The following is a 20,238-nucleotide window of genomic DNA, read 5'->3' as shown; positions in this document are numbered from 1 at the left end:
GGCAGCCTTCTCAGGCTAAGGGGCAGAAAAGTTCAACGAGATTCTTTAGAATAACAGGTGTAGGCAGATTTTTTAAGTGGATTTTTGCAATTTTCGACTTCCAAATTCGTCCAATATTAGTAATGCTTGATATGAGGGGGAGTGGGATTGAAGAATAAATTGGCTGTATTCGCATTGATCGGATCACTGAGTCTACAAGGAAAATGATAACTTGGGGTAATTTCATTGAGAGGATAGATATGGCGTTAAATAATCAAACTCATCCTTTTCTCGTCGAATTTCGAGAATCATAAAAAGAAAAGCATTCATCTGAGATAAGTACATCGTTGCACTAACGGGAAACGATAGCTGAATAACACCCAGAATGAGGCTGTCGGCATGATCGGCAGCCTTTCGCTCACCTAACGGGATTATAGTTAATTAATGCATTTTTGAAGAAAGCGAATATTCCATGCAAATATGTTAAATGTAGTGTCCTGTCCATACATATAGAAAAGCGAGAATGTATGGAGAGGGATGAACTAAATGAAAATTCCGTTGTATGTTATTACTGTTATTAGCTTATTTGTATCAATAGCTTGTAATAACTCGTTTAGTGAATCGGATGCCGTAAAATATACTTTAGTCAAGATACATGAGTTAAATGACCCTCATTTATATGTTGATTTTCCAAAACGAAATGGAAGCAGAAATATGAAGGTCATGATAGGTGGTATGTATGGAAATACAACCAATTTAAAGTTAACAACGAGTGTTAAATTGATTGATATAGAAACGTACGAAGTTACCCTTATCAAAGATTGGAACTATAAGGTGAATGATATAAGAGTAAGTAGCTTTTGGAAATTTAGGGTTACACAGAGCAATGTGACTCTTTTGAAAAAAGACGACAAGGATGATTTACTGGCTGCAATAGGTTGATTAGAGTTTAGTATCCGACTCCCAGCCAAGTACATTACGCTAACGGATGACGTTAACTGAATAAAGAAGGAGCTGCCAATGCAGCTCCTTCTTTATTCATATTCACAACTATTGTAATTGTTTGGCTCCTGCAATCATTCGTCCCGTCTCTGCATCAAAGACAGCGTGTTGAGAAAAAGACTTTTTATTTACATATCTGGCGGAAATAAAGACGTATACTTGTCTTTCGGGATTGTAACCATCGGTGCTTACATCAGTTGTTGTTCCGAACTGTTTAGGTACAAGGGAGAAGACATTATTAATATCCTTGTACAATATCTTTTCCCTAATTTTGAATACGGAATCGGGATATTCAGTATATTCGTTTCGATTCACTTGCTGATAATAAATGTCTGCTGTAAGGAATGTTTTATCAGCGTTTCCAGGATACTTTTCAAACTCGTCTGCCTGGGCTAATGGCATAATAAAAACGAATATTAGGATGCTCATTATTGTTATTTTTTTCAAGTACCCACCTCCTGCCAATTATTATACCCTGTGTCTATTTCAGTATTCATGGATAAAAATCGACACCTGTCTAAGCTTAACGGGCAGTTTAACGCACCATTAATATAAATTTAGTGTCTTAAATCATGGAATTATGAATGATGTTATTTGACAGTTTATTAGTGAAATCTAAACCAAGCGAACCATCCTTTTTCCTTATCCCTTGCTACAAAAATTTGACCATGAGAGGCATCATATGCTGGCAAAAATTTAGGGAAAAGTATCTCAACAAACCAAGAATTTTTTGCCACTTGTTCACCGCAATAGTGTTTACCCATACCGTAATAGGATTCAGGATATGTTGTTGGCAGTGGAGTTATCTGAATGACTTTCCACTCGTTATATTTCTTGTCCCAATTGTACGCATTAGGAATAATTCTTTCTAAAGCTTCCTTTATTCCTTCGCTTGTTGGGTTATTGATTAATTCATTCGCATTCGGACATTTTCCGTTGTTGATTAAGAACGGGTTATCTTGGATTATTGATTGACGTGCCGTGGCTGTTTTTAGCCCACAGAAAAGGACAATTAGACAGATGATACAGGTGAGTTTATTTATTCGCACACATAACCAACCCTTTCTTTAGTTATGTGGATATCATTCCCAATCTCCATGCGTATTAACATTTTATGAACGAAGAAACTCTGTGAAATATCAGAGAAAGCTTATGGTTTCCTGGATTAAGCTAACGGGAAGAATACTTTCAATAAATTCCCACACGGATAAACAAAGGATTTTCTATTTTCCAACCGAATAGTGATAACAATTACAACTAAGAATAGGGGCATCATTGCATGAAAGTAAAATTTGGAATACTTTTTTTTGTAATTCTAATTACTCTATCAGTATACATTGCTAATCCAATGAAAATACAACCACCTCAAACCAATGCGCTACAAGATTCATCGCCTGCAACTAATCAAGAAATAACTAATAATATAAAGAACGATTTTGATCTAAAGCTTTATTCGGACAAAGAGACATATAAATCAAACGAACCGATTAAAGTTTTGGCAAATTTTAAATATATCGGAAACCAAGAAGAGGTAGTGATTTCACACGGTAGTGACTATATAACTTTTAGCATTAAACAATTGGATGGATGGTTTGAATGGTTTGGGGGTGATACTTTAATGCCTCACATTTCTCAATTAAAGAAGGGGATTAATTATCGGAAAGAATATGTAAAATCAGGAGGTTACTCTACTGATGATCCTAATCGTGCTTTTTATGAAAAGTTTAATAAAGAAAAAGATTTACTACTTCCAAAAGGCACTTACAAAATAACAGCTAATGTTAGCTTTAACTTAGCTGATCAATTAAAAGTGGATAACAAGGATAGTAACGACGTACTAGGTTATGGTATTAAATCAGGCACGGATACTTTTATCCAATCTGAATTAACAATTAATGTGCTGGATTAAATTACGACTGCCTTTAGTATCAATCACGGTTCATAACAAAAAAAAATTGATCATTGCGCTAACGGGAGAACGATAGCGTTCAATGAACTTCGAAAAACAGCAGCCGGCATAAAGGCTGTTTTTTTAACAACTTTTTCTTTTGGATTTTGGAACGCTATATGTCATTATATAGTCATTAGTTCAATACAAGAGGTGGAAAATAACTTGGAGAACAGACTAACTCCTAAGCAACAAAAACGACTTCAAGAACGTAAAATTCTTGACGAGTATCACAAATTGGTAACTGAACAAGCTCTGGAACCTTTGTATCAATCTATTTTGGAATGGAAATCAGGGACATTGCCATATTTCGAACTAACTGAACTAATTCATCTATTCCATAAGAAAAACCAGGAGATCTATAAGGACTTTACTTATACAGATGATAAAAATCTCCTTCTAGTTGCAAAAATGAAATTGGGCCGTTTATCCGAGGATGATATTAAAGAAAATAAACGACTTTTAGAGTTTTGGGGATATGAGGAAAGTACCTCTAATTAATAAGCAGTTCTGTATGGCACTGGCGGAAAAACGAAGCATTACATGGAGCAGATGGTGAGGATAAGTTCTCTTGTGTTCATTGAACTATTGGGCAGTTTAATTCCAACATGTGGTATGATTAGAACAAAAAAGGTGATTATATGGAACTAATCAGAGTTTCTTTCGAAAAGAAAATGGTATTACGCAATCTTATGGAATTATATCAGTACGATATGAGCGATTTTGAAGACGACGGCGAAGATGATGTAAATGAGTACGGTCTCTTTGACTACATGTTTCTGGATTACTATTGGACAGAAGAAGGACGTTACCCCTTCTTTATTATGCAGTTTGGTAAGTTGGCGGGCTTTGTTTTAGTTCGGGAAACTACAGAAGGTGCGAAAACGAAATTTTCAATTGCAGAATTTTTCATATTAAGAAAGTACAGGCAGCATGGAATCGGTAAAGAAGCAGTGTATACGGTATTTAAGATGTTTAAGGGCAATTGGAGTGTATCATGGCTTGAAAAGAACTTGCCAGCGAAGACCTTTTGGACGAAGGTGATTCAAGAATATTCAAATGGAAATTTTTCCGAATCCTCACATGCAGGCAAGCCGTCGTTAGAGTTTTCCTCATGATTCATTATCGGGACACTATAGTTGAATAAAGCAAGGAGCAGTTCTGCCAAGGCACCTGCTCCTTATTTCTATTAAATTAAAGGGCAGTTATGCGGAATAGTGCGCCTAGCAAAGCTAGGCACAACTAGTTGGTGAAAGTCCAACCGAGGTAGGGACCAAGCCGCCTCGTAGCTAGCAGGCATCTGGTGGCGAGATCCTAAGGATGAAGCCCTGTGAAAAGCCCTAGCTTGGGTGAAGCAAAACTGCAGGCTGTAACATGAAGTGAATCCTGCCGCATCGTCATAAACAACCCGAAAGGGAGAAGAGGAAGCCGAACCCCGTGTTCTACGGTGAAGGCCATGGAACGCGCGAAGAACTTGGATTAGCAACGCGGAAGAATCCTCCGGTGTATGGGGAACAGCATGTAGTAACAGTTGTGTCTGGAACTAGGGAGACCCTACCTCGCACGACAATGACGTAAAGCGCAAACCTATAAGCCCGGAGGGTGAAGTGGTAAGCGGCGAGAAGGGAGTCGGAGAGGGTGGTAGTACCTGAGAACGCAGGACAACATAACCTGCGGGAGGAAAGCACCCTTACTTTGTTTACGGGTAACAATGGAGGTAAGAGCGAGTGAATGCAGTGAAATCTGCTAACTACACAAAAGTAAAAGTTCAAGAACTTCAAAGGACCCTCTACCTTGCGGCTAAGGCAAGTAACAAGCGCAGGTTTCATGCTCTGTACGACAAAGTGTACAGAATAGATGTCATGTGGGAAGCATGGAAACGGGTCAAAGCAAATCGAGGTAGCGCCGGCATCGATGGTGTGACTATTCAGCACATTGTACAGGAGTATGGAGAAAAGCAATTCGTGAAGGACACGCATCGGCAATTGGTGGAAAACGTCTACCGCCCTAAACCAGTTCGGAGGAAGGATATACCGAAGGGCGATGGTAAAACACGTCCGCTCGGAATACCCGTAATCCAGGACAGACTGGTACAAATGGCAACGAAAATCGTCCTTGAGGCAATATTCGAGGCGGATTTCAAAGATTGTTCGTTTGGGTTTCGACCGAAGCGAAGCGCGAAACAGGCGATAGAGCGGATACACAAGACGGTGAACTACGGGAGAGTGTACTGGGTGGTAGATATAGACATCGCCGGGTACTTTAACAATATCCCGCATGACAAATTGCTCAAACTCGTAGAACAACGTGTGAGTGACCGAAGAGTGTTGAAACTTATTCGATTGTGGCTGAAAGCCGGTGTCATGAAAGATGGACAGGTTTATAACACGGAAATCGGAAGCCCTCAGGGTGGAGTCATCTCACCGCTACTCGCGAACATCTACCTGAACTATCTCGATACACTATGGGAAAAGCAATTTTCTCATATTGGCACATTGGTGCGATATGCTGATGATTTAGTTATTTTATGTGAAAATAAACCCCACGCTATGGAAGCCATTCAGGTGCTTAAGGCAGTTTTCAGGAAACTGGAATTGACGATGAACACGGACAAGTCCAAGCTTGTGAACCTGTGGTTGGATAAAGAGGGATTCGACTTTCTCGGATTCCATCACCGCCGCATGCCGAAATTGTTTAAGTCGGGAAAATTTTATGACCTACGGAGTATTCCATCCAAGAAGGCGATGAAGAAGATGCGTGCCAAGATAAAGGAAATAACTGCACCACGTGCGCGACTCTATTGGTCACCAAAGCAGATGATGGACAAGCTCAATCCCATCATTCAGGGATGGAAGAACTATTATGGCAGCGTAGATCCTGGCATGTCGAACAAATTTCTGTCAAAAGTTGACTGGCATATTATCCGGAGACTGACACTGTACTGGAACAAGAAACACAAGCGAAACCAACTGCACCCGAGGAGGGTCGCGGAGGTATTCGGTCGTATGGGACTGAAACGAATCAGTGCTTGGGGCAGCTATACTGCGCTAGGTGAAGAACATCGGAAAGCCGTATGCGGGAAAACTGCTCGTACGGTTTGATGAGGGAGGACTGGGAAACCAGTCCCCTACTCTACATATATGTTATAAGTTATCTTAGAAGGGGGGATTCGGCATATGGATATAACAAAGAAAAACAAAATAGTATATGTTGTAATCGCAGTCATTTTAATTGCAATGTTTGTTATTTATTTTTCAAAAAGTACAAATAAGTTATATGGAAATGATAAAGAATCCATACAAAAAGTGATTAAGTCTATTGATGGCTATAAGGATGAATCAGTTGAGATTTTGGAGATTAAAGATATTAATGATGCAAGAGTAGTTGGCTTCTTATCAAATAATAATCCAGCATGTATTCAATTTACTAAAAACCAAAAAGGCAATTATGAATGGAGAAATATTGAAAAACACGCAGGTCAATCATTTTCTACATTTTTAATTCACATATCGGATGATGAATCCCGCAATTCAAAATTTATGATTGTGACTAATCAGGAAAATAATATTGCAAAAATGGAATTAGAGGTAAATAAACAAGTAATTGTACAAGAGTTTAGTGTAAATCAAAAGCTTGTTACTTGGATTGATTTACCTAAAGATGATACCCTTGAATTTAACTATAAATATTATGATAAGGTCGGTAATCTTCTAAGTGATAATTAACTACAATGGCTACCTTCTATTGAACTAACGGAAAACGTTAGCGCAATAACCAGGTAGCAATTCGCCACACGGCAGTTGCTACCTGGTTTCGTTAAAGCGAGCAATAAAAGATATTACTCTCTCGATTGAACTTATTTAATTTATTACGAATCGACTGCTCTTTCATACTTTAATAATTTGATACCTTTTCCATATTGGATTAGTTGGGGTTTTACATAAAAAGTTAATCGATCAAGGTGATCAACATCGTTAGGTCTTACATAAACAACAATAACAAATCCATCATATCCCTCTTGCAGCCCGTAACTTATTTTATTTTTCTCATATCTATTTTCATAGCCGTAGCCCCCCTGAGAGATGTTATACTCCATTTTAATCGATTCCATAATGTTCGGTCCTAGACACGAGCTTACAAAATCTTTATACCACAGGAAAGACTTCTCTTCAGGAGTGAGTGGATTACTCTGATTGCCTTCTGCAGTATTAGGGGCTAAATTAAGGAATAGAAAGGCTAAAACCAGCATCAATAATGATTTTCTCAAAAATTAATCATCCTCTCTAAATTAGGTTTTTTGGTATTATTTGTAAAATTTACGGAAACTATTCGGAGAATGTGGCCGATTATTAAGTTAACTGGGATCGATAGCTGATAGAGAGACCGCGGCAGCCTGCCAATGATCGATCGGCTGCCGTTTCCACGCTAACGGTCAGGATTTCGCAACAAATGCCACTCACTTTCGTCTATAATTTTACATGGAAATAATTAGGGGTGTTTGAAATGAAACGATTATGCTCATTGTTATTTTTATTAATATTTAATACTACTGGTTGTGGTACAGAAACAGATTTGGAGGCAAGCTCTGGTATAGAGAATCAGAAAAAGGAAGTCGTTGAGCAAAATAATCAAATGCCAAAAGTAGTGCCAAACGATTTCGATTTCATGGTTCGTTTCGGCTATGGTGAGGTTACTAAGAATGAAATTAATACCTATCAAGATACGGTTACAAAAGATTTGATAATGAAAGGAACTGCAAAAGCAAACATAACTTTCACCACAGAAGAGATCCGCAGCATTTATGAAAAAATGAGAGAGATTAATGTCTTTGGAATGAAAGAGTTAGTACCAACTAACATGAATTGTTCTAGTATCCCCTATAATGAAGAAAGTTGGAAAATTAGTGTGGCTGGAGAAATAAAAACAATTACTTGGTCAGATAAAAATTGTGACGTAACGAGTGATGCAAAGAAACTATTGGAATTACGGACATTCATCCAACAAATAGTTGCGGGTAAGGATGCATATAAACAATTACCAAAAGCAGAGGGGGGGTATGAATAAAGATTAGAAATTCAAATGGATAATACAATTCCACTAACGGATACTTTAGTGGAGGAGCGACTTATCAAATCTTCATTCAGTTTAGCGTTATTAAGCAAAATGAACAGTCTTTCAAGGTGAAGGGAGATGTGAGCTGATCATGAAAAAGAAGTTGGTACTTGTAATAACTCTGGCTTTATGCGTAGGGACTTTGGGTTGGGAGAAGTACTCAGCCTTTGCCATGTCAACCGAGATGAACACGCCGAAAGAAAACACTATTACCTTGTTTGAAAACACAACCCTGCTCAGTGATAACGGGACTACGCTCGGGATACTGGCTCCCCAAACGGTTACAATACTTAATACAAGCCAAAGAAGAGTAGGGCATGGGGAAGGGTATTTAGTGCCTATCTACCAGATCTCTACTTGGGTCGGTAAGGCGTGGATTATGCCATTCAATGCGGCGCTTGGAGAGCAAGTTCCGTCCCAAGCGAATCTTGAATTATTCGGTGTTGAGCCGATATACTTCGATCCGGGCCTTACTAAGCCGACTTGGATTCAATTAGCCCCACAAACCGTCAAAGTCAAGTCGAAATGGGGAGACCGTTATCTGATCGAAACGCAGAACGGCGATAGGTGGATCGCTCCACGCTACGAATCGTTGTACGGTGTGGAGGAGGTAAGGCGTGAGGTTCAACTCCAAAGTGAGACAAAGTTGCTTCGTTCCCCCTCTGGCTTGGAAACAGGTGCAGCGTTGAGCCCCCAAAAAGTAAAAGTGAATGAGGTGTGGCGCGATTGGTATCGCACCGAATCGTGGCTCGGGCCAGTCTGGTTAAATCTTCCTGAGATGGATACGGCTGTCGGGCAGTCAAAATAACGAACGAGTTTTTGAATGGATAATTTTTGACCTCTAAGCTAACGGGTAACGATAGTTCCATACCGAAAGGGCTGCCGCGTGGCAGTCCTTCGTTCCGTTAACGGGCAGGATTGTTTAATCACTTCACGAATTCTTCAAATGTGGTGTATTTGCAAAGTACGTAATAACACGTTATCAGAAACCAGCCAAGAACATAGAAAATCATTTAAGGAGATAAAAACTAATGAATAAATCAAAAGATGAGATTATACAAGACTTCAGAAGCCTAGGATGTGAAGAACCTGAACGATGGACAGAAAGTGAATTTAGTGATGATGAATGTGCTCAGTTAGCTGCTTATAGATTTTTAAGACCACTTCAAAGCTCATTAGATATTTATTCACAACAATATCAAACATGGATTCAAAATATTGAAAGTTCCAATCACCAAAATAAACTTAGTCGGATATTAAAGAAGATGATAGAAGCTGGAATTAAACCTAAGGAAATAGGCTACTTTGCATATCAGATAGCTAGTCAAGCGTATAATGAAGTCTTAAATCGGATTGAAGATCCAACAGGCGGAGATTTTGATTTGAACCATCAAGGGAAGGTACTTCCGAGCTGGGTCCTAATGGAATTAAAAGATGAAGAGGAAAGAGAATTTACAGGAAGAATTATAGCTGGATTGAATGAGCAATTTCCTTTAAGGCATATGGAATGAATAATCGTAAGGGATTTGAATGTAAATTCATGAGGCGGCTGGCATCTGATAACAGTATTCACGCTTCGGGCTAGCGCCCTCGGTCTGCCCGAGGCATTTCAGTGAATAAGAGTCAGGCAGACGACCTTGTACCACCTAACCGCATCGCATCATTACGCTAACGCAGAACGATAGTTCAAGGCGGTATATTAGAATCAACTCACGAATGTCGCGGAGGGTTCCGAATGGACATTGAATGGATTAATGAGAGTTACAAGGAAGCAAGTAAAATAATTGACTCTACTCGGGAAGCTTATGAATGGGCAGATTCACTGCATTCTGATTAATGTTAATACTTCTCAGGATTTAGTGGATGGAAAGTTGATTCATAAGAATTGGATAACACCGTGTAACGAGTAATCTAACGGATAGCGCTACTTAAGGATTGGTTCGTGGCAGATGAAGAAGTTACGTTATTGCAAAGTGAGGTAATTAACAGTGGGAAGTTATGTATTTCCAGAGTTTATATTTTTAAGACCAGTGTTTGTTACATTTATTTTAGCATTACTTGTAGTGATGGTTATTGTTGTTTTCCAAAAGAAGAAATTATTAAATCTATTTTCAGTTTTGTTCATATCAAGCATCTGTTGTTCTGTATCTGCATTAACCATTTATGCAAGTGGCTACATTGTAGATGAATACAATTTGGGCGGAGATGAAATCTCATTTTTTATGTTTTTAGCTATTGTAGCTTTATCAATCCTAAATATATTAATCTATTTGTCTAAAAATAATCGTAGGTATGAAAATGGAACTTAAACCTTCTAAAAATATGCCGTATGAAATGTCTTTGTATGAGCAATAAAGATTATTGAACAAACGGATAACTATAGTCGGATTAGCCGCTGTGGGGAGGAGAATAAGTAATGTCGTTAAGATGCTCTTGGTGTATGAAAAACATTAAAGAAGACAAACCTTGTTTTGGTCTAAATGTTAAATTTAAAGAAGGTATAGATATTAATGAAGATGAAGGAAAGATTATTTCATTAAACTTAACGAGTAGAAATACAAGTGTACCATTTATTGTTGTAGCAATTGGGTCAGAAGCTAAACAACAAGGTATCGATGGGATTTTTGCAATATGTAGTGAGAAATGTGGAACCAAAATGAAAAGTACATTAGATAAAGAAATCGATTTATTTTCAAGTTACTCAACAATATTGAGTGAACTTATGTGATAAATAAAGAAGATTTTTAGTAACTCAAAGAGGATATAAATCGAGTCTTATGGTGCACCACACATTGGAGCATTTCAGCGACGAGAATCTCGGCATCCCTGCTGCGCTAACGAGGAACGATAGTTCAATTACAAAATAATGAGGCAGCAGACAACTTAGGTCTGGCAGACTTCTCAGTTAACAGAGGAGGGTAACATGTTTTCCTGGATAAAAGAAATCCACAAAGAAGATGTATTCGGAAATGACGATGAAAACGCAATACCAATCCATGTACCTTTTAAAATTGAAAAGTTGGAAGCAAAAGATTCTGTTTATAATATGACTGTCTTTGCTCAATTTCTTAATGCATCCAGTGTCCTATTGCCAGGGAATACATCCGTCCAACTAGAGTCTGAGAATGAAGAGATCCATAATTTGATTCTAAAGGAATTAGTTCCTCACTATGAGAAAGTTAAAATTGTTATAATTGATAATCGGATAAGTACCATAATGATGGAACAGTTGAAGAATGACTCCGTAGAGTTATTTAGATCTATGGAGCAAAGCGGCGAACTGTCTCCTTTAATAATGGACTTTTATCGAAGTAGTGAAAGGAACTTGCTTGGTCCTCATAAGATGAGAAGAACTTGCAGGTATTTTAATGTATTATTTGATAAGTTGGAACCTATGAACTTAACTGGAACAGATTCTCTGATGAAATGGATCGAAGATGGGTATAAACAACCGAATGAAAGACTAGCTTTATCACCTACTGGATGGGTATTAGAGGACGAATTACAAAAGTCAGTCTTGCTTCGCTTCTTTGCATCATTCTGTCCTAGTCTTCTCTTAGTAGTAGATGCAGATGATTTGAAAATAGTCGGAGTTGATATCTTAAAAAAGCAAATGAAAGCATTCAACTAATGACGGAGAACGATATTTCGAATGTGAACTTTTCTTCTAAACTTGAATAAGACCAATGGAGGCTAAGTGTGAAAATTAAATTTGTAGCACTCTTACTCTTATTTACAATCTTTATTGCTTTGACTGGATGTTATAACAATTCCAAGGAGAAAACCCCACGGGAACTGACTGCTCAATCGGTGTCAGAACTGATAACTATTGAAAATGTTGAATCGTTACAAGTTGTTGGCGGCTTACCAGGTGCAAAGGGTTCTCCATTATTTCAAAAAAACGATGCAAAGGGTAAGGATATTATTACAAAAATTATAGGCTGGTTATCTTCTGCAAAGCCCGTAAATGATCAAACAGAAACACAATATGGGAAGCATGGTTATCCGATGGTTATAGAAATAAATAAAAATGACGGTAGGACTACATATATTGAGCTTGCATACAATTGTGTTTCTAAAACAAATCCAGATGGGAGTGGTACAAAGACATGCACTGCTGCTGAAGGAGAAGTCTTTATTTACAATGAGTTAATAAAAACACGTGTTAACTCTCCAAGACTGTACGAATGGCTTAATGAAGGCTGGATAAAAGAAGAATAGTTTGACTATTATAATCTATTCGGGAGATTGTACAAATCGCTAAACTATCGTAAGAACGATAGTTTAGCGATCAGGGAGCAGTTTGCCACCGCGGCAGCTGCTCCTTCTGTCGTTAAGATATCGGGCAGTTTTCTTCAATAAAATACCTGATGAAAAGTATTTATTTACCTGTGGTTATGCAAGAAAAATAGTGTTTCACTATATAAGCATATGCTAAATAATCACGGTAGAGAAACGAGGCAAATATAATTGATTGAATGGTTCTATAAAATTAAAAAGGAAATCCACGGTCCTTTTACTGTGGAGGAATTGATGGAACTAATAAGGGCAGGGCGCATTACGAAAAGTACTCTTGTAAGGAAACATAAGTTTGGGGAATGGTTAGCGGCCGAAATATATACGGAATTTGAATGGAATGAAGAAAAAACGAAGGTTAGACCATGGCTCCGTTTATGGGCTAGATATTTGGATTCTTTATTGTTTGTGTATTTAATTCAATTACTGGATCGATCGTCCGTGCCTTTTGTTTCTCCAATTATAGATTGGATCATGTATGGGCCATTTATAATACCAGGGACAGAGGAGTACGTAATGACAACTATTCTTTTGCTGGTCTGGATACCTCTCGAATCTCTGCTTCTGTCGCTAGTGGGAACAACACCTGGCAAATTTTTATTTGGTGTAAAGGTGAGGAATCCAGATGGCGCTAGGCTTTCTTTACGTCAAGCTTGCAAGAGGAGCTTTCTTGTCTGGTGGCGTGGTGAGGCCGCTGGCATTCCAGTAATCTACCTATTTACGCACGCGTCTGCCTATCAAACATTGAAGAATAAACTACGACAGACTACATGGGACCGTGAAATGAATATTATCATATCGCATCGGCCTACTTCCATTTGGCTCGAAGCTATATATTATGTTATAGTTGCTGGTCTTGTGTACTATTCGTTTTTTGGTTAACATCCAGAGAAAGTGTAGCTGCCGAAATGTACCGGCAGTCTCGTTGCGCTAACGGGCAGGATAACACAATAACTTCGGGGGTTGTGCGTTTTAGGGTAACTTTCAATAGCAAAGTTTTATTATCATAATATGTATAATTAATAATCTTCGAGTAAATGTCAGGGTACTATCTCATTTTATTTACCGTATTATTAGAGAGAGAACATTAATGGGAGGAATATTGCTATGGCAATTTCTATTGATGATATATTAAGGATAAGAAGACCAGCTTTGCTTTTTCCTTTTTCAGTATCTTCAGATGGTCGATGGTTAGCCCTAACAATGGAAGGCAAAACACCCAGCAAATCATTAAAGGGGGTCTCATCTGAAGTCGCTGGAAAAGCACAATTTGTATATGATTTACAAAATAAACGAGAATATACTATTCTTCCACAAACAACAAGCAGTTGGTCCGGAGTTTGGTCTCCCAACAAAAATACATTAGCCTTTTATTGCGATGCTGACGGCGAGGCTGGACTGTGGGTATGGTATCCGGATAGGGAACCTTTTCGTATATCTAAAGAGGTAATTCGACCATTTTTCGGGAATGAATCCCCGATTTGGACTCCTGATGGTCTATATTTAATCGTTAAGGTAATGCCTGATGAAGAAGTGGATGACTCGATTTTCGAAGTATTTCCAGAGAATACATCTGAAATAAAAGAGCCTGTTACAGCATATAGTTCTGTGGATAAAACAGAAAGTGCCATTACCACTGTATCTTGGGTAAATCGTTACCGGGCAGACATCGTTCGGATTGATTCTGTAACAGGGGAATCATTTCAACTTGCAAAAGGATTTAATATTCTTGGCATGTACCTTTCTCCCGATGGCTCTCATTTAGCGTTTACAAACGTAAGTCCGAATTATATTTTTGAACTTTGGGTTACTCCTGTATTACCAACGGGATATTTCGAGCCAAAATGTATTGCTAAAGAAATTAGAATGGATGGACCATCCTATTCTTGGCTTGATAATGACACTCTTTTATATTCGGACGACGGAATATTATGGGTGGCAGATATCACAGGGCAACGTTCTACATATCCTTTATCCACCAATGAATCTGTTTCATACCATTCGCCATTCGAGCCACCATTGGCATTAGAAGGAGGGGATGTTCTTTTAGTGTCAACAGGACGGTTATGGCGGTATATTCATAAATTTAGGGATATCGTTGAAGTTGTTCCAAATTGGAATCGCGAAGTTATTGCAATACTACCTTTATCTCAGCGGATAGATGATGGGCAATCGGTGGTGGTTCAAACACGCGAACCAAATGAGATGTTAAGCGGTTTTTATAGAGTTTTTGTAACCAGTGGTAAAATAGAACTATTATGTGAAGAACCACGTAAACACTCCGAGTGGTTTTGGGGAGCTGCTACATTTTCAAAATCAAGAAACGTTAATAAAATTTTCTATCTTTCAGAATCGACGAATGAACCTCCAGCGTTATATTCAGTAGATGTAGGAACAAAACACACCATCAAGATTTACGACTTCACTCCTGATTTTCCAAAGGACAATCTAGGTACAACAAGATTAATAAAGTGGAAAATTGCTGAACAAACTTTGAGCGGAGTTCTTATGTTACCTCCTAATCATATAAACCCTGCACCAGTTATTATTAGAGTCTATGAGGGATTGCAATCTCAAAACATGAGAAGTTTTGGATGTAACTTTTTTGGAAGTGCAGTAGATAATCATCATTTATTTACAACAAAAGGATATGCTGTATTTTTACCCGATTTACCTATAACTGGTGATGAACCAGCAGAATCCATTACCCAGGGATTAGATGCTGCAAGTAAAGCATTATTGACTCAGCCCGAAATTGATTCAAAAAGAATTGGAATCATTGGACATTCAGAAGGAGGGTATATGAGTCTTGTGGGGATTACCCGTTTAAAGCAGTTTCGTGCAGCGGTAATTTCTGCCGGGTATAGCAACCTAATTAGTTTTGCCACGCATTTCAATCCGCAAGCCCTCGGTAGATTTCATGATAGGATGGAAAGTAAGCTGCAATGTACCATTTGGGAAAATCAGGACCGGTATATTCGTAATTCTCCTATCTTTGAATTTGACCGTATTGAGACTCCGGTAGTCATTTTTCAAGGAACAAGCGACCCACTGTGTTTCGCTCAAGCAGGTCCAATGTTTTCAGCATTAAAACAGTTAGGTAAAACAGCGGAATTGGTTTTGTATCAGGGGGAAGACCATTGGCAAGGGACTTGGAAAGAAGAAAATATGAGGGATTACTTGTCTCGTGTACTACAGTGGTTCAATAAATATATCCTAGGATAATAGTTCGCAGTGACAAATGAATCTGTTTGGAGTTGAAATACATTATATTAAGGATAAAGGATACCGAAATAAGAATCCAATATGTTTTATCTCACAAAGGTAAGGCAACAAATACCGGAGTGGGTTAAAAGCTTGTTGAGCTAACGAAGAACGTTTGTTGAATACTCATATAGCGGCAGCTGGTCACCCGATCGGCTGCCGTTGTCTATTGAAGTAACGGGCAGATTAATGCAATAAGACTTAAGAATTAAATTGTAACTTTTGTTTGTAAAGTAACGTCTATTTCTTTAGAGGTGAGAACATGATTAGGAAGTTTTTCTTCATTGTTGTAACTTTAATAATAATCCTTTCAGGTTGTTCTTCAGCCCCAAAAGCCGAGAACCGTATAAATGAATTGGAGTATGGTAAATCAGTACGCTTAAGTTTGGCGTGGAATGACAATATTTACGAGTTGGCTGATGAGTCAATACCAATAGATCAGATTGATAAGAAAATAGGGGTAGTGAATAAACAAGTTAGTCCGTACCCAACCAATAATGGTGAAGTCGGTAGAAATACATCTGAAGGACCTACGATAATTGGGAATGGTGGAGGCAATTTATTTGCAATTAGAGGTGTAAATCAGCAAGAGCAATTAGCCATTGAACTCTCAAAAAATATTTACAAAAAATGCATTTTTTTCACTAAATTACCGTAGATTATTATTTTTTTTGTTCTACTAACAAAGAACTATAGTTCAACTTCGAAATGGCAGCTGCGTGGTAGCCTTTCGCTCCGCTAACGGGCAGAAGAGCGTGGTGGTGGAACGGCTATTAATTATTGCTCCCTATTTGTGATACGGGTCCCCGTAATGTATCTAAGCACAAAGTGCGGTTCGACCACAAAATATACATCAGTATATAAAGACAAAGCCACTCCTGACAATGGAGTGGCTTCTTTGGAGTGAACTTCTATATCATCAACTCCACAATCTTTTAACGTTTGTTAATCTTTCCTTCTCAAATTCTAATTCATATATATCTGGCTTTGACGTACTTTCCCAAAAGCTAAATCCATATTGTTCATCAAAGTAATTCATTATTATGGTCATAATATTTCCATGTGTTCCAACAATAATATTTTTCCCTTCTAAGTCCCTTAATAATTTCTTTATTAATGGAATTGCTCTTTTTTGAGCCTGTTCTGTTGATTCCCCTCCGTCTAAACAAAATTCCTTATCTTGAAAAGACATTTCAATAGCTTGTAGTATTTCGTGTTCTGGCAGTTTGTAATCTAGCCCTTTTATCGGTCTTTCCCTTAATTCATCATACTGTTCAATGACTATTCCTTTTCGGATAGCAAGTTCTTGAACAGTTTGAACGGCTCTTGTATATGTGCTGGAATAAATAGCATCAATATCTTTGTCAGTTAATATGTTAGCAACTTTCATTGAATCATGCATTCCTTTTTCTGATAACCCTCTAGTTCTTTCTTCTCCGAATTTGAAAGGGGATTCAGCGTGTCTTACCATATATATTAAAGTTTTCATAGTACACCGCCTTCTTCTACTATTTGTGCATTATTAAACTTGATGAAGTCAATTCCCAATCTTCTAATAAAGCCCAAGTTATTTCAGGTTGACTATCGTTAGATTTCATTGTACCAATAAAAACATCCGAACTGCCTTTTGAGGTGTTTGAATAATGCTCCAAAATATACTTAGTTGTTGCTGTAACATTCAACGTACCAGTTTCTTCACAATTTACCCAAAAGAGCCTTCCTTCTTCACTATCGACTACATTAGTGTGTTTCACATCTCCGAAATAAACGTATTGGATTCGAATTTCGTTATCTTTTATCCGCAGGACTATGTATTTCAAGTTTAGGTCAGACAAATCATCATTTGTTAGACCAGTTTCTTCTACGATCTCTCTTAAACATGCTTCTTTTGGCATACTGATTTCATGTTGCTCTAGGTGACCCCCAATAGGAATAACCATACCTGAAACGAAACTATTATTATTTGCTTTTTGCATAAACAACATTTGATTTTCATGAAATAGAAACGCTACTGCCATTTGTCGCAACGTAATCATATAATCCCCCTCCATAGCTTTCTACAAATTGTACCATATTTTAGGAGTGCAGTTATTACTTCGTTTCAAATTCTACTTGGGTCGGTCGCTAGAAGTGCTATGCCCATTCTAAGAACAACAAATATGCAAAAAGATGTAAACCACCCCCCCACCTCCACTAGCACCATCAGACCCCCTATTTGGACTTCTAAGGTACGTTTGGATGCTCCGATGATGCTTCGGCTGAAATCCTTCAAGTGTTGCTAGAAGTCCACACAACTCAACGTGTCAAAAAGTATACTTTTTGACATAGGAAATGATAGTAGGAGAACGGCTGTGTGGACTTCTGAACGGATTTGATAGTGATGTGGGAAAGCCTTTGCTTGGGGTTCAAACATGCCTTTGAAGGCTGTCTAGGAGTTCTGATGTTGTAGTTAGAGGTAGGGGGGCTAGTTTTCATCAAAATGAAGTTGTTTGAATGGTGAAAGGGTCATAGCACATCCACCGCTCGACTATGAGTGAAATTTGAAGCGATACGTTAAAGACGTTTGTTCCAGCATATGGTATTATTGGCTAACAGGCAGTATAGCTTAACAAACAAAGGAGATACCCCTCCAATTTCCATAAATGTGAACGAAACATTCTCTACAAACAGAACGTCTATATAAAGCATCTAGAAAAAAGGGGAATATGAAAATGAAAATTCGAATGATAGGAGTTTTATCGGTAGTATTAGTAGCATCTGCAATAGCAGTGGCTAGCGCACAGAGTGCAAATGAGAATAAGATGGATACAGAAGCCGAGTACGATCAGGTACTTGCTTTTCAAAGAGAAGCAGGACCAGTTGTTGAAGGTACTGTTATGAAGTATTTTCATAACGAAGATCAAATTACTGAGACTATTACAGATGCAGAACGATTAAAATATAAGGAACAACTAGATTGGTACTGGGACAATGACAATCTTCAAGTAGTAGTTGTGGTAGTCAAAGAAGATGCGAAAGAAATGAAGGCTATTCGTAAAGAGTTGGAAGAGAAGCTTGGTTCAAAGGTTAAGTTTGTTAAGTCCAAAATCACTCAAACAACTTTAGAAATGTACGCAATGAGTAATGAGTTAACAGAATTTATCTTCTCAACAATGCCAAAAATAATGTACTACCAAGGTGGTTATTATCTTGATAAGCAACGTATTGAAATAAAAGGTGCTTTTACTGATGAGCAAGTTCAAGCTATCTATGCTAAGTTCGATAAGAAACTTGTCAATATAACGAAAGTAGATGCTCCAACAGGAAATAGTGGACCAACAGCATTTTAACAAGGGATTTGTTTTCCTACTGAAACTGATACAGATATTCAATCACGGCGCTAAGCTAACGAGAAGCGTTGTTCAATAAAAGAGAAGTTCTATCCAAAGAAACCACTCCATTGTTTAGGAGTGGCTTTGTCTTTATATATTTGTCTTTATATACTAATGTATATTTTATGGTCAAACTGTACTTTGTGTTTAGATACATTACGGTGAACCGTAGCATAAATGGAAGTCAGGTCATTAAGCTAACGGAAACGATAGTTCAATGAACTGCCTCTAAGATAAGTTCTAAAATCATGTGTTTCTTAAAAAAAGGGGGAGCATTTTGAAAAAAATGAAAAAAGTAATCCTTCTAAGTGCCTTAATATTAATTATTTATTTTGTATTCATTAAAGATAAATTTCCTATTATTGATGAACTACCAAGTGTAATGCAAAATGAATTTGATGTTGTATTAGACGAAAGAACGAATAGAGTGTCTTTAGAAAAAGATGGAGTTTATCAGAGTATTGGTATTTCAATAGATAAAGACAAAACTCTTTTCATCGCTAACAGTGTAGGGAAAAACATAACCAAATTTGCTGTAAATAGAGATAAAAAACAAATCTACATAAGGAAAAATCTTTTCAATTACCAGGAAGGTGATAATGATAAATTTCAACTTATCAATGTACCATTTTCTGAATATCAAGAAATAATCAACGATAATAATGTATGTGTTTATATAGATTATGGTCATGGTCATGAATTAAGAGAATACAACCTAACTAATAGTGAATACAAAACCCTGGAACATACTAACACAACAAAATAGAGCTTTTTCTTACTGAACTAACGGGCAGGATAGTTAGAAAAAGAAACGGATGTTTTCGATGTAAAATAAAAGGTGGTATCATATACATAAATATACAATAAAAGGAGGAAGGTGTTTTAGTGGTGCCTTTTAATGAATCTTCAATGTTCGCTATGTTACCTACGGTCTTGTTAATTTTTTATGGGTTATTCAGTTTACTTGGAATATATAGTCTTTATTTATTCATCAAACTGGCTATTCGAGGAATTGCGGCACTAGATATTTATCTAGATGAAAAGAGAAATAAGCGTTTGTAACTATGCTAACGAGGAACGATAGTTCAATAAAAGAGAAGTTCAATTGACAAACAACCATCGTCAGATTATTGAGGATGGTTTTCATCATGCCTGCGAGTTACATTAATACTATCTCTGATGTTTTCACCTTCTCCTGACACTTAAACAACAAAATGGTGGTGAATGGTATCATTCTTTTTATATCTCCATATACTAGACCAGTCA

General features: G+C 37.6%; 23 protein-coding genes. 18 read left to right on the top strand and 5 right to left on the bottom strand.

Annotation, left to right across the window (positions count from 1 at the left end):
* Window positions 1-525 precede the first annotated feature (525 nt).
* Entirely contained in the window at window positions 526-921 is a 396-nt protein-coding gene (locus tag QFZ81_RS19620) for a hypothetical protein (RefSeq protein WP_307604286.1), read from the top strand.
* 108 nt (window positions 922-1,029) lie between these two features.
* Here the strand turns inward: QFZ81_RS19620 and QFZ81_RS19615 are convergent, their stop codons facing one another.
* Window positions 1,030-1,428 carry a hypothetical protein gene (locus tag QFZ81_RS19615; protein ID WP_307604284.1) on the bottom strand — a complete coding sequence of 133 codons (399 nt, stop codon included), beginning with the start codon at window positions 1,426-1,428 and terminating at the stop codon, window positions 1,030-1,032.
* 158 nt (window positions 1,429-1,586) lie between these two features.
* A complete protein-coding gene (locus QFZ81_RS19610; RefSeq protein ID WP_307604282.1) occupies window positions 1,587-2,030 on the bottom strand; it encodes a hypothetical protein in 444 nt (147 codons plus the stop codon).
* A gap of 230 nt (window positions 2,031-2,260) precedes the next feature.
* Between QFZ81_RS19610 and QFZ81_RS19605 the strand changes: the two genes are divergently transcribed.
* From QFZ81_RS19605 to QFZ81_RS19585, 5 genes are all read left to right on the top strand, one after another.
* Complete coding sequence (locus QFZ81_RS19605) at window positions 2,261-2,890, top strand: hypothetical protein (protein WP_307604280.1); 630 nt, start codon at window positions 2,261-2,263, stop codon at window positions 2,888-2,890.
* A gap of 204 nt (window positions 2,891-3,094) precedes the next feature.
* Window positions 3,095-3,430 (top strand): hypothetical protein, encoded by a 336-nt coding sequence (locus QFZ81_RS19600; RefSeq protein ID WP_307603838.1) that lies wholly within the window; start codon window positions 3,095-3,097, stop codon window positions 3,428-3,430.
* A gap of 140 nt (window positions 3,431-3,570) precedes the next feature.
* Window positions 3,571-4,047: a GNAT family N-acetyltransferase gene (locus QFZ81_RS19595; protein WP_307604278.1), complete on the top strand. Its 477-nt coding sequence runs from the start codon at window positions 3,571-3,573 to the stop codon at window positions 4,045-4,047.
* 609 nt (window positions 4,048-4,656) lie between these two features.
* On the top strand, window positions 4,657-6,030 hold the full coding sequence (gene ltrA, locus QFZ81_RS19590; RefSeq protein WP_307604131.1) for a group II intron reverse transcriptase/maturase: 1,374 nt from the start codon (window positions 4,657-4,659) through the stop codon (window positions 6,028-6,030).
* Window positions 6,031-6,105: 75 nt separating this feature from the next.
* Window positions 6,106-6,654: a hypothetical protein gene (locus QFZ81_RS19585; RefSeq protein ID WP_307604276.1), complete on the top strand. Its 549-nt coding sequence runs from the start codon at window positions 6,106-6,108 to the stop codon at window positions 6,652-6,654.
* A 143-nt stretch (window positions 6,655-6,797) separates the two neighbouring features.
* On the opposite strand, the gene QFZ81_RS19580 is transcribed toward QFZ81_RS19585, so the two are convergent.
* Entirely contained in the window at window positions 6,798-7,196 is a 399-nt protein-coding gene (locus QFZ81_RS19580) for a hypothetical protein (protein WP_307448734.1), read from the bottom strand.
* A 236-nt stretch (window positions 7,197-7,432) separates the two neighbouring features.
* Here QFZ81_RS19580 and QFZ81_RS19575 point away from each other — a divergent pair, with 236 nt between their 5' ends.
* The 10 genes from QFZ81_RS19575 to QFZ81_RS19530 all read left to right on the top strand — a co-directional run bounded on the left by QFZ81_RS19575 (window position 7,433) and on the right by QFZ81_RS19530 (window position 16,259).
* Window positions 7,433-7,993 carry a hypothetical protein gene (locus QFZ81_RS19575; RefSeq protein ID WP_307604274.1) on the top strand — a complete coding sequence of 187 codons (561 nt, stop codon included), beginning with the start codon at window positions 7,433-7,435 and terminating at the stop codon, window positions 7,991-7,993.
* A 139-nt stretch (window positions 7,994-8,132) separates the two neighbouring features.
* Complete coding sequence (locus QFZ81_RS19570) at window positions 8,133-8,849, top strand: hypothetical protein (protein WP_307604272.1); 717 nt, start codon at window positions 8,133-8,135, stop codon at window positions 8,847-8,849.
* Window positions 8,850-9,072: 223 nt separating this feature from the next.
* Window positions 9,073-9,552, top strand: a complete 480-nt coding sequence (locus QFZ81_RS19565) for a hypothetical protein (RefSeq protein WP_307604270.1) — start codon at window positions 9,073-9,075, stop codon at window positions 9,550-9,552.
* Between the two features lie 477 nt (window positions 9,553-10,029).
* Entirely contained in the window at window positions 10,030-10,350 is a 321-nt protein-coding gene (locus QFZ81_RS19560) for a hypothetical protein (RefSeq protein WP_307604269.1), read from the top strand.
* Window positions 10,351-10,481: 131 nt separating this feature from the next.
* Window positions 10,482-10,769 carry a hypothetical protein gene (locus QFZ81_RS19555; RefSeq protein WP_307604267.1) on the top strand — a complete coding sequence of 96 codons (288 nt, stop codon included), beginning with the start codon at window positions 10,482-10,484 and terminating at the stop codon, window positions 10,767-10,769.
* Between the two features lie 195 nt (window positions 10,770-10,964).
* On the top strand, window positions 10,965-11,672 hold the full coding sequence (locus tag QFZ81_RS19550) for a hypothetical protein (protein WP_307604265.1): 708 nt from the start codon (window positions 10,965-10,967) through the stop codon (window positions 11,670-11,672).
* A 68-nt stretch (window positions 11,673-11,740) separates the two neighbouring features.
* A complete protein-coding gene (locus QFZ81_RS19545) occupies window positions 11,741-12,262 on the top strand; it encodes a hypothetical protein (RefSeq protein WP_307604263.1) in 522 nt (173 codons plus the stop codon).
* A 249-nt stretch (window positions 12,263-12,511) separates the two neighbouring features.
* Window positions 12,512-13,219, top strand: coding sequence for an RDD family protein (locus tag QFZ81_RS19540; protein WP_307604262.1), 708 nt, complete (start codon window positions 12,512-12,514; stop codon window positions 13,217-13,219).
* A gap of 225 nt (window positions 13,220-13,444) precedes the next feature.
* Window positions 13,445-15,562, top strand: coding sequence for a S9 family peptidase (locus QFZ81_RS19535; RefSeq protein ID WP_307604260.1), 2,118 nt, complete (start codon window positions 13,445-13,447; stop codon window positions 15,560-15,562).
* Between the two features lie 301 nt (window positions 15,563-15,863).
* A complete protein-coding gene (locus QFZ81_RS19530) occupies window positions 15,864-16,259 on the top strand; it encodes a hypothetical protein (protein WP_307604169.1) in 396 nt (131 codons plus the stop codon).
* A gap of 261 nt (window positions 16,260-16,520) precedes the next feature.
* Here the strand turns inward: QFZ81_RS19530 and QFZ81_RS19525 are convergent, their stop codons facing one another.
* Together QFZ81_RS19525 and QFZ81_RS19520 are read right to left on the bottom strand one after the other, a co-directional pair.
* Window positions 16,521-17,090, bottom strand: a complete 570-nt coding sequence (locus QFZ81_RS19525) for a histidine phosphatase family protein (protein WP_307604258.1) — start codon at window positions 17,088-17,090, stop codon at window positions 16,521-16,523.
* Between the two features lie 19 nt (window positions 17,091-17,109).
* Window positions 17,110-17,637 (bottom strand): NUDIX domain-containing protein, encoded by a 528-nt coding sequence (locus tag QFZ81_RS19520; protein WP_307604256.1) that lies wholly within the window; start codon window positions 17,635-17,637, stop codon window positions 17,110-17,112.
* A gap of 675 nt (window positions 17,638-18,312) precedes the next feature.
* Between QFZ81_RS19520 and QFZ81_RS19515 the strand changes: the two genes are divergently transcribed.
* Together QFZ81_RS19515 and QFZ81_RS19510 are read left to right on the top strand one after the other, a co-directional pair.
* Window positions 18,313-18,930: a hypothetical protein gene (locus QFZ81_RS19515; protein WP_307604254.1), complete on the top strand. Its 618-nt coding sequence runs from the start codon at window positions 18,313-18,315 to the stop codon at window positions 18,928-18,930.
* Window positions 18,931-19,249: 319 nt separating this feature from the next.
* Window positions 19,250-19,738, top strand: a complete 489-nt coding sequence (locus tag QFZ81_RS19510; RefSeq protein WP_307604252.1) for a hypothetical protein — start codon at window positions 19,250-19,252, stop codon at window positions 19,736-19,738.
* The last annotated feature ends 500 nt before the right edge of the window (window positions 19,739-20,238 follow it).

Origin of the sequence: Paenibacillus sp. V4I9, from assembly GCF_030817295.1 — a bacterium.
Lineage (GTDB): Bacteria > Bacillota > Bacilli > Paenibacillales > NBRC-103111 > Paenibacillus_E.
Note: the sequence above shows the minus strand (reverse complement) of the source record. Positions and strands in the feature narration are given on the sequence as shown.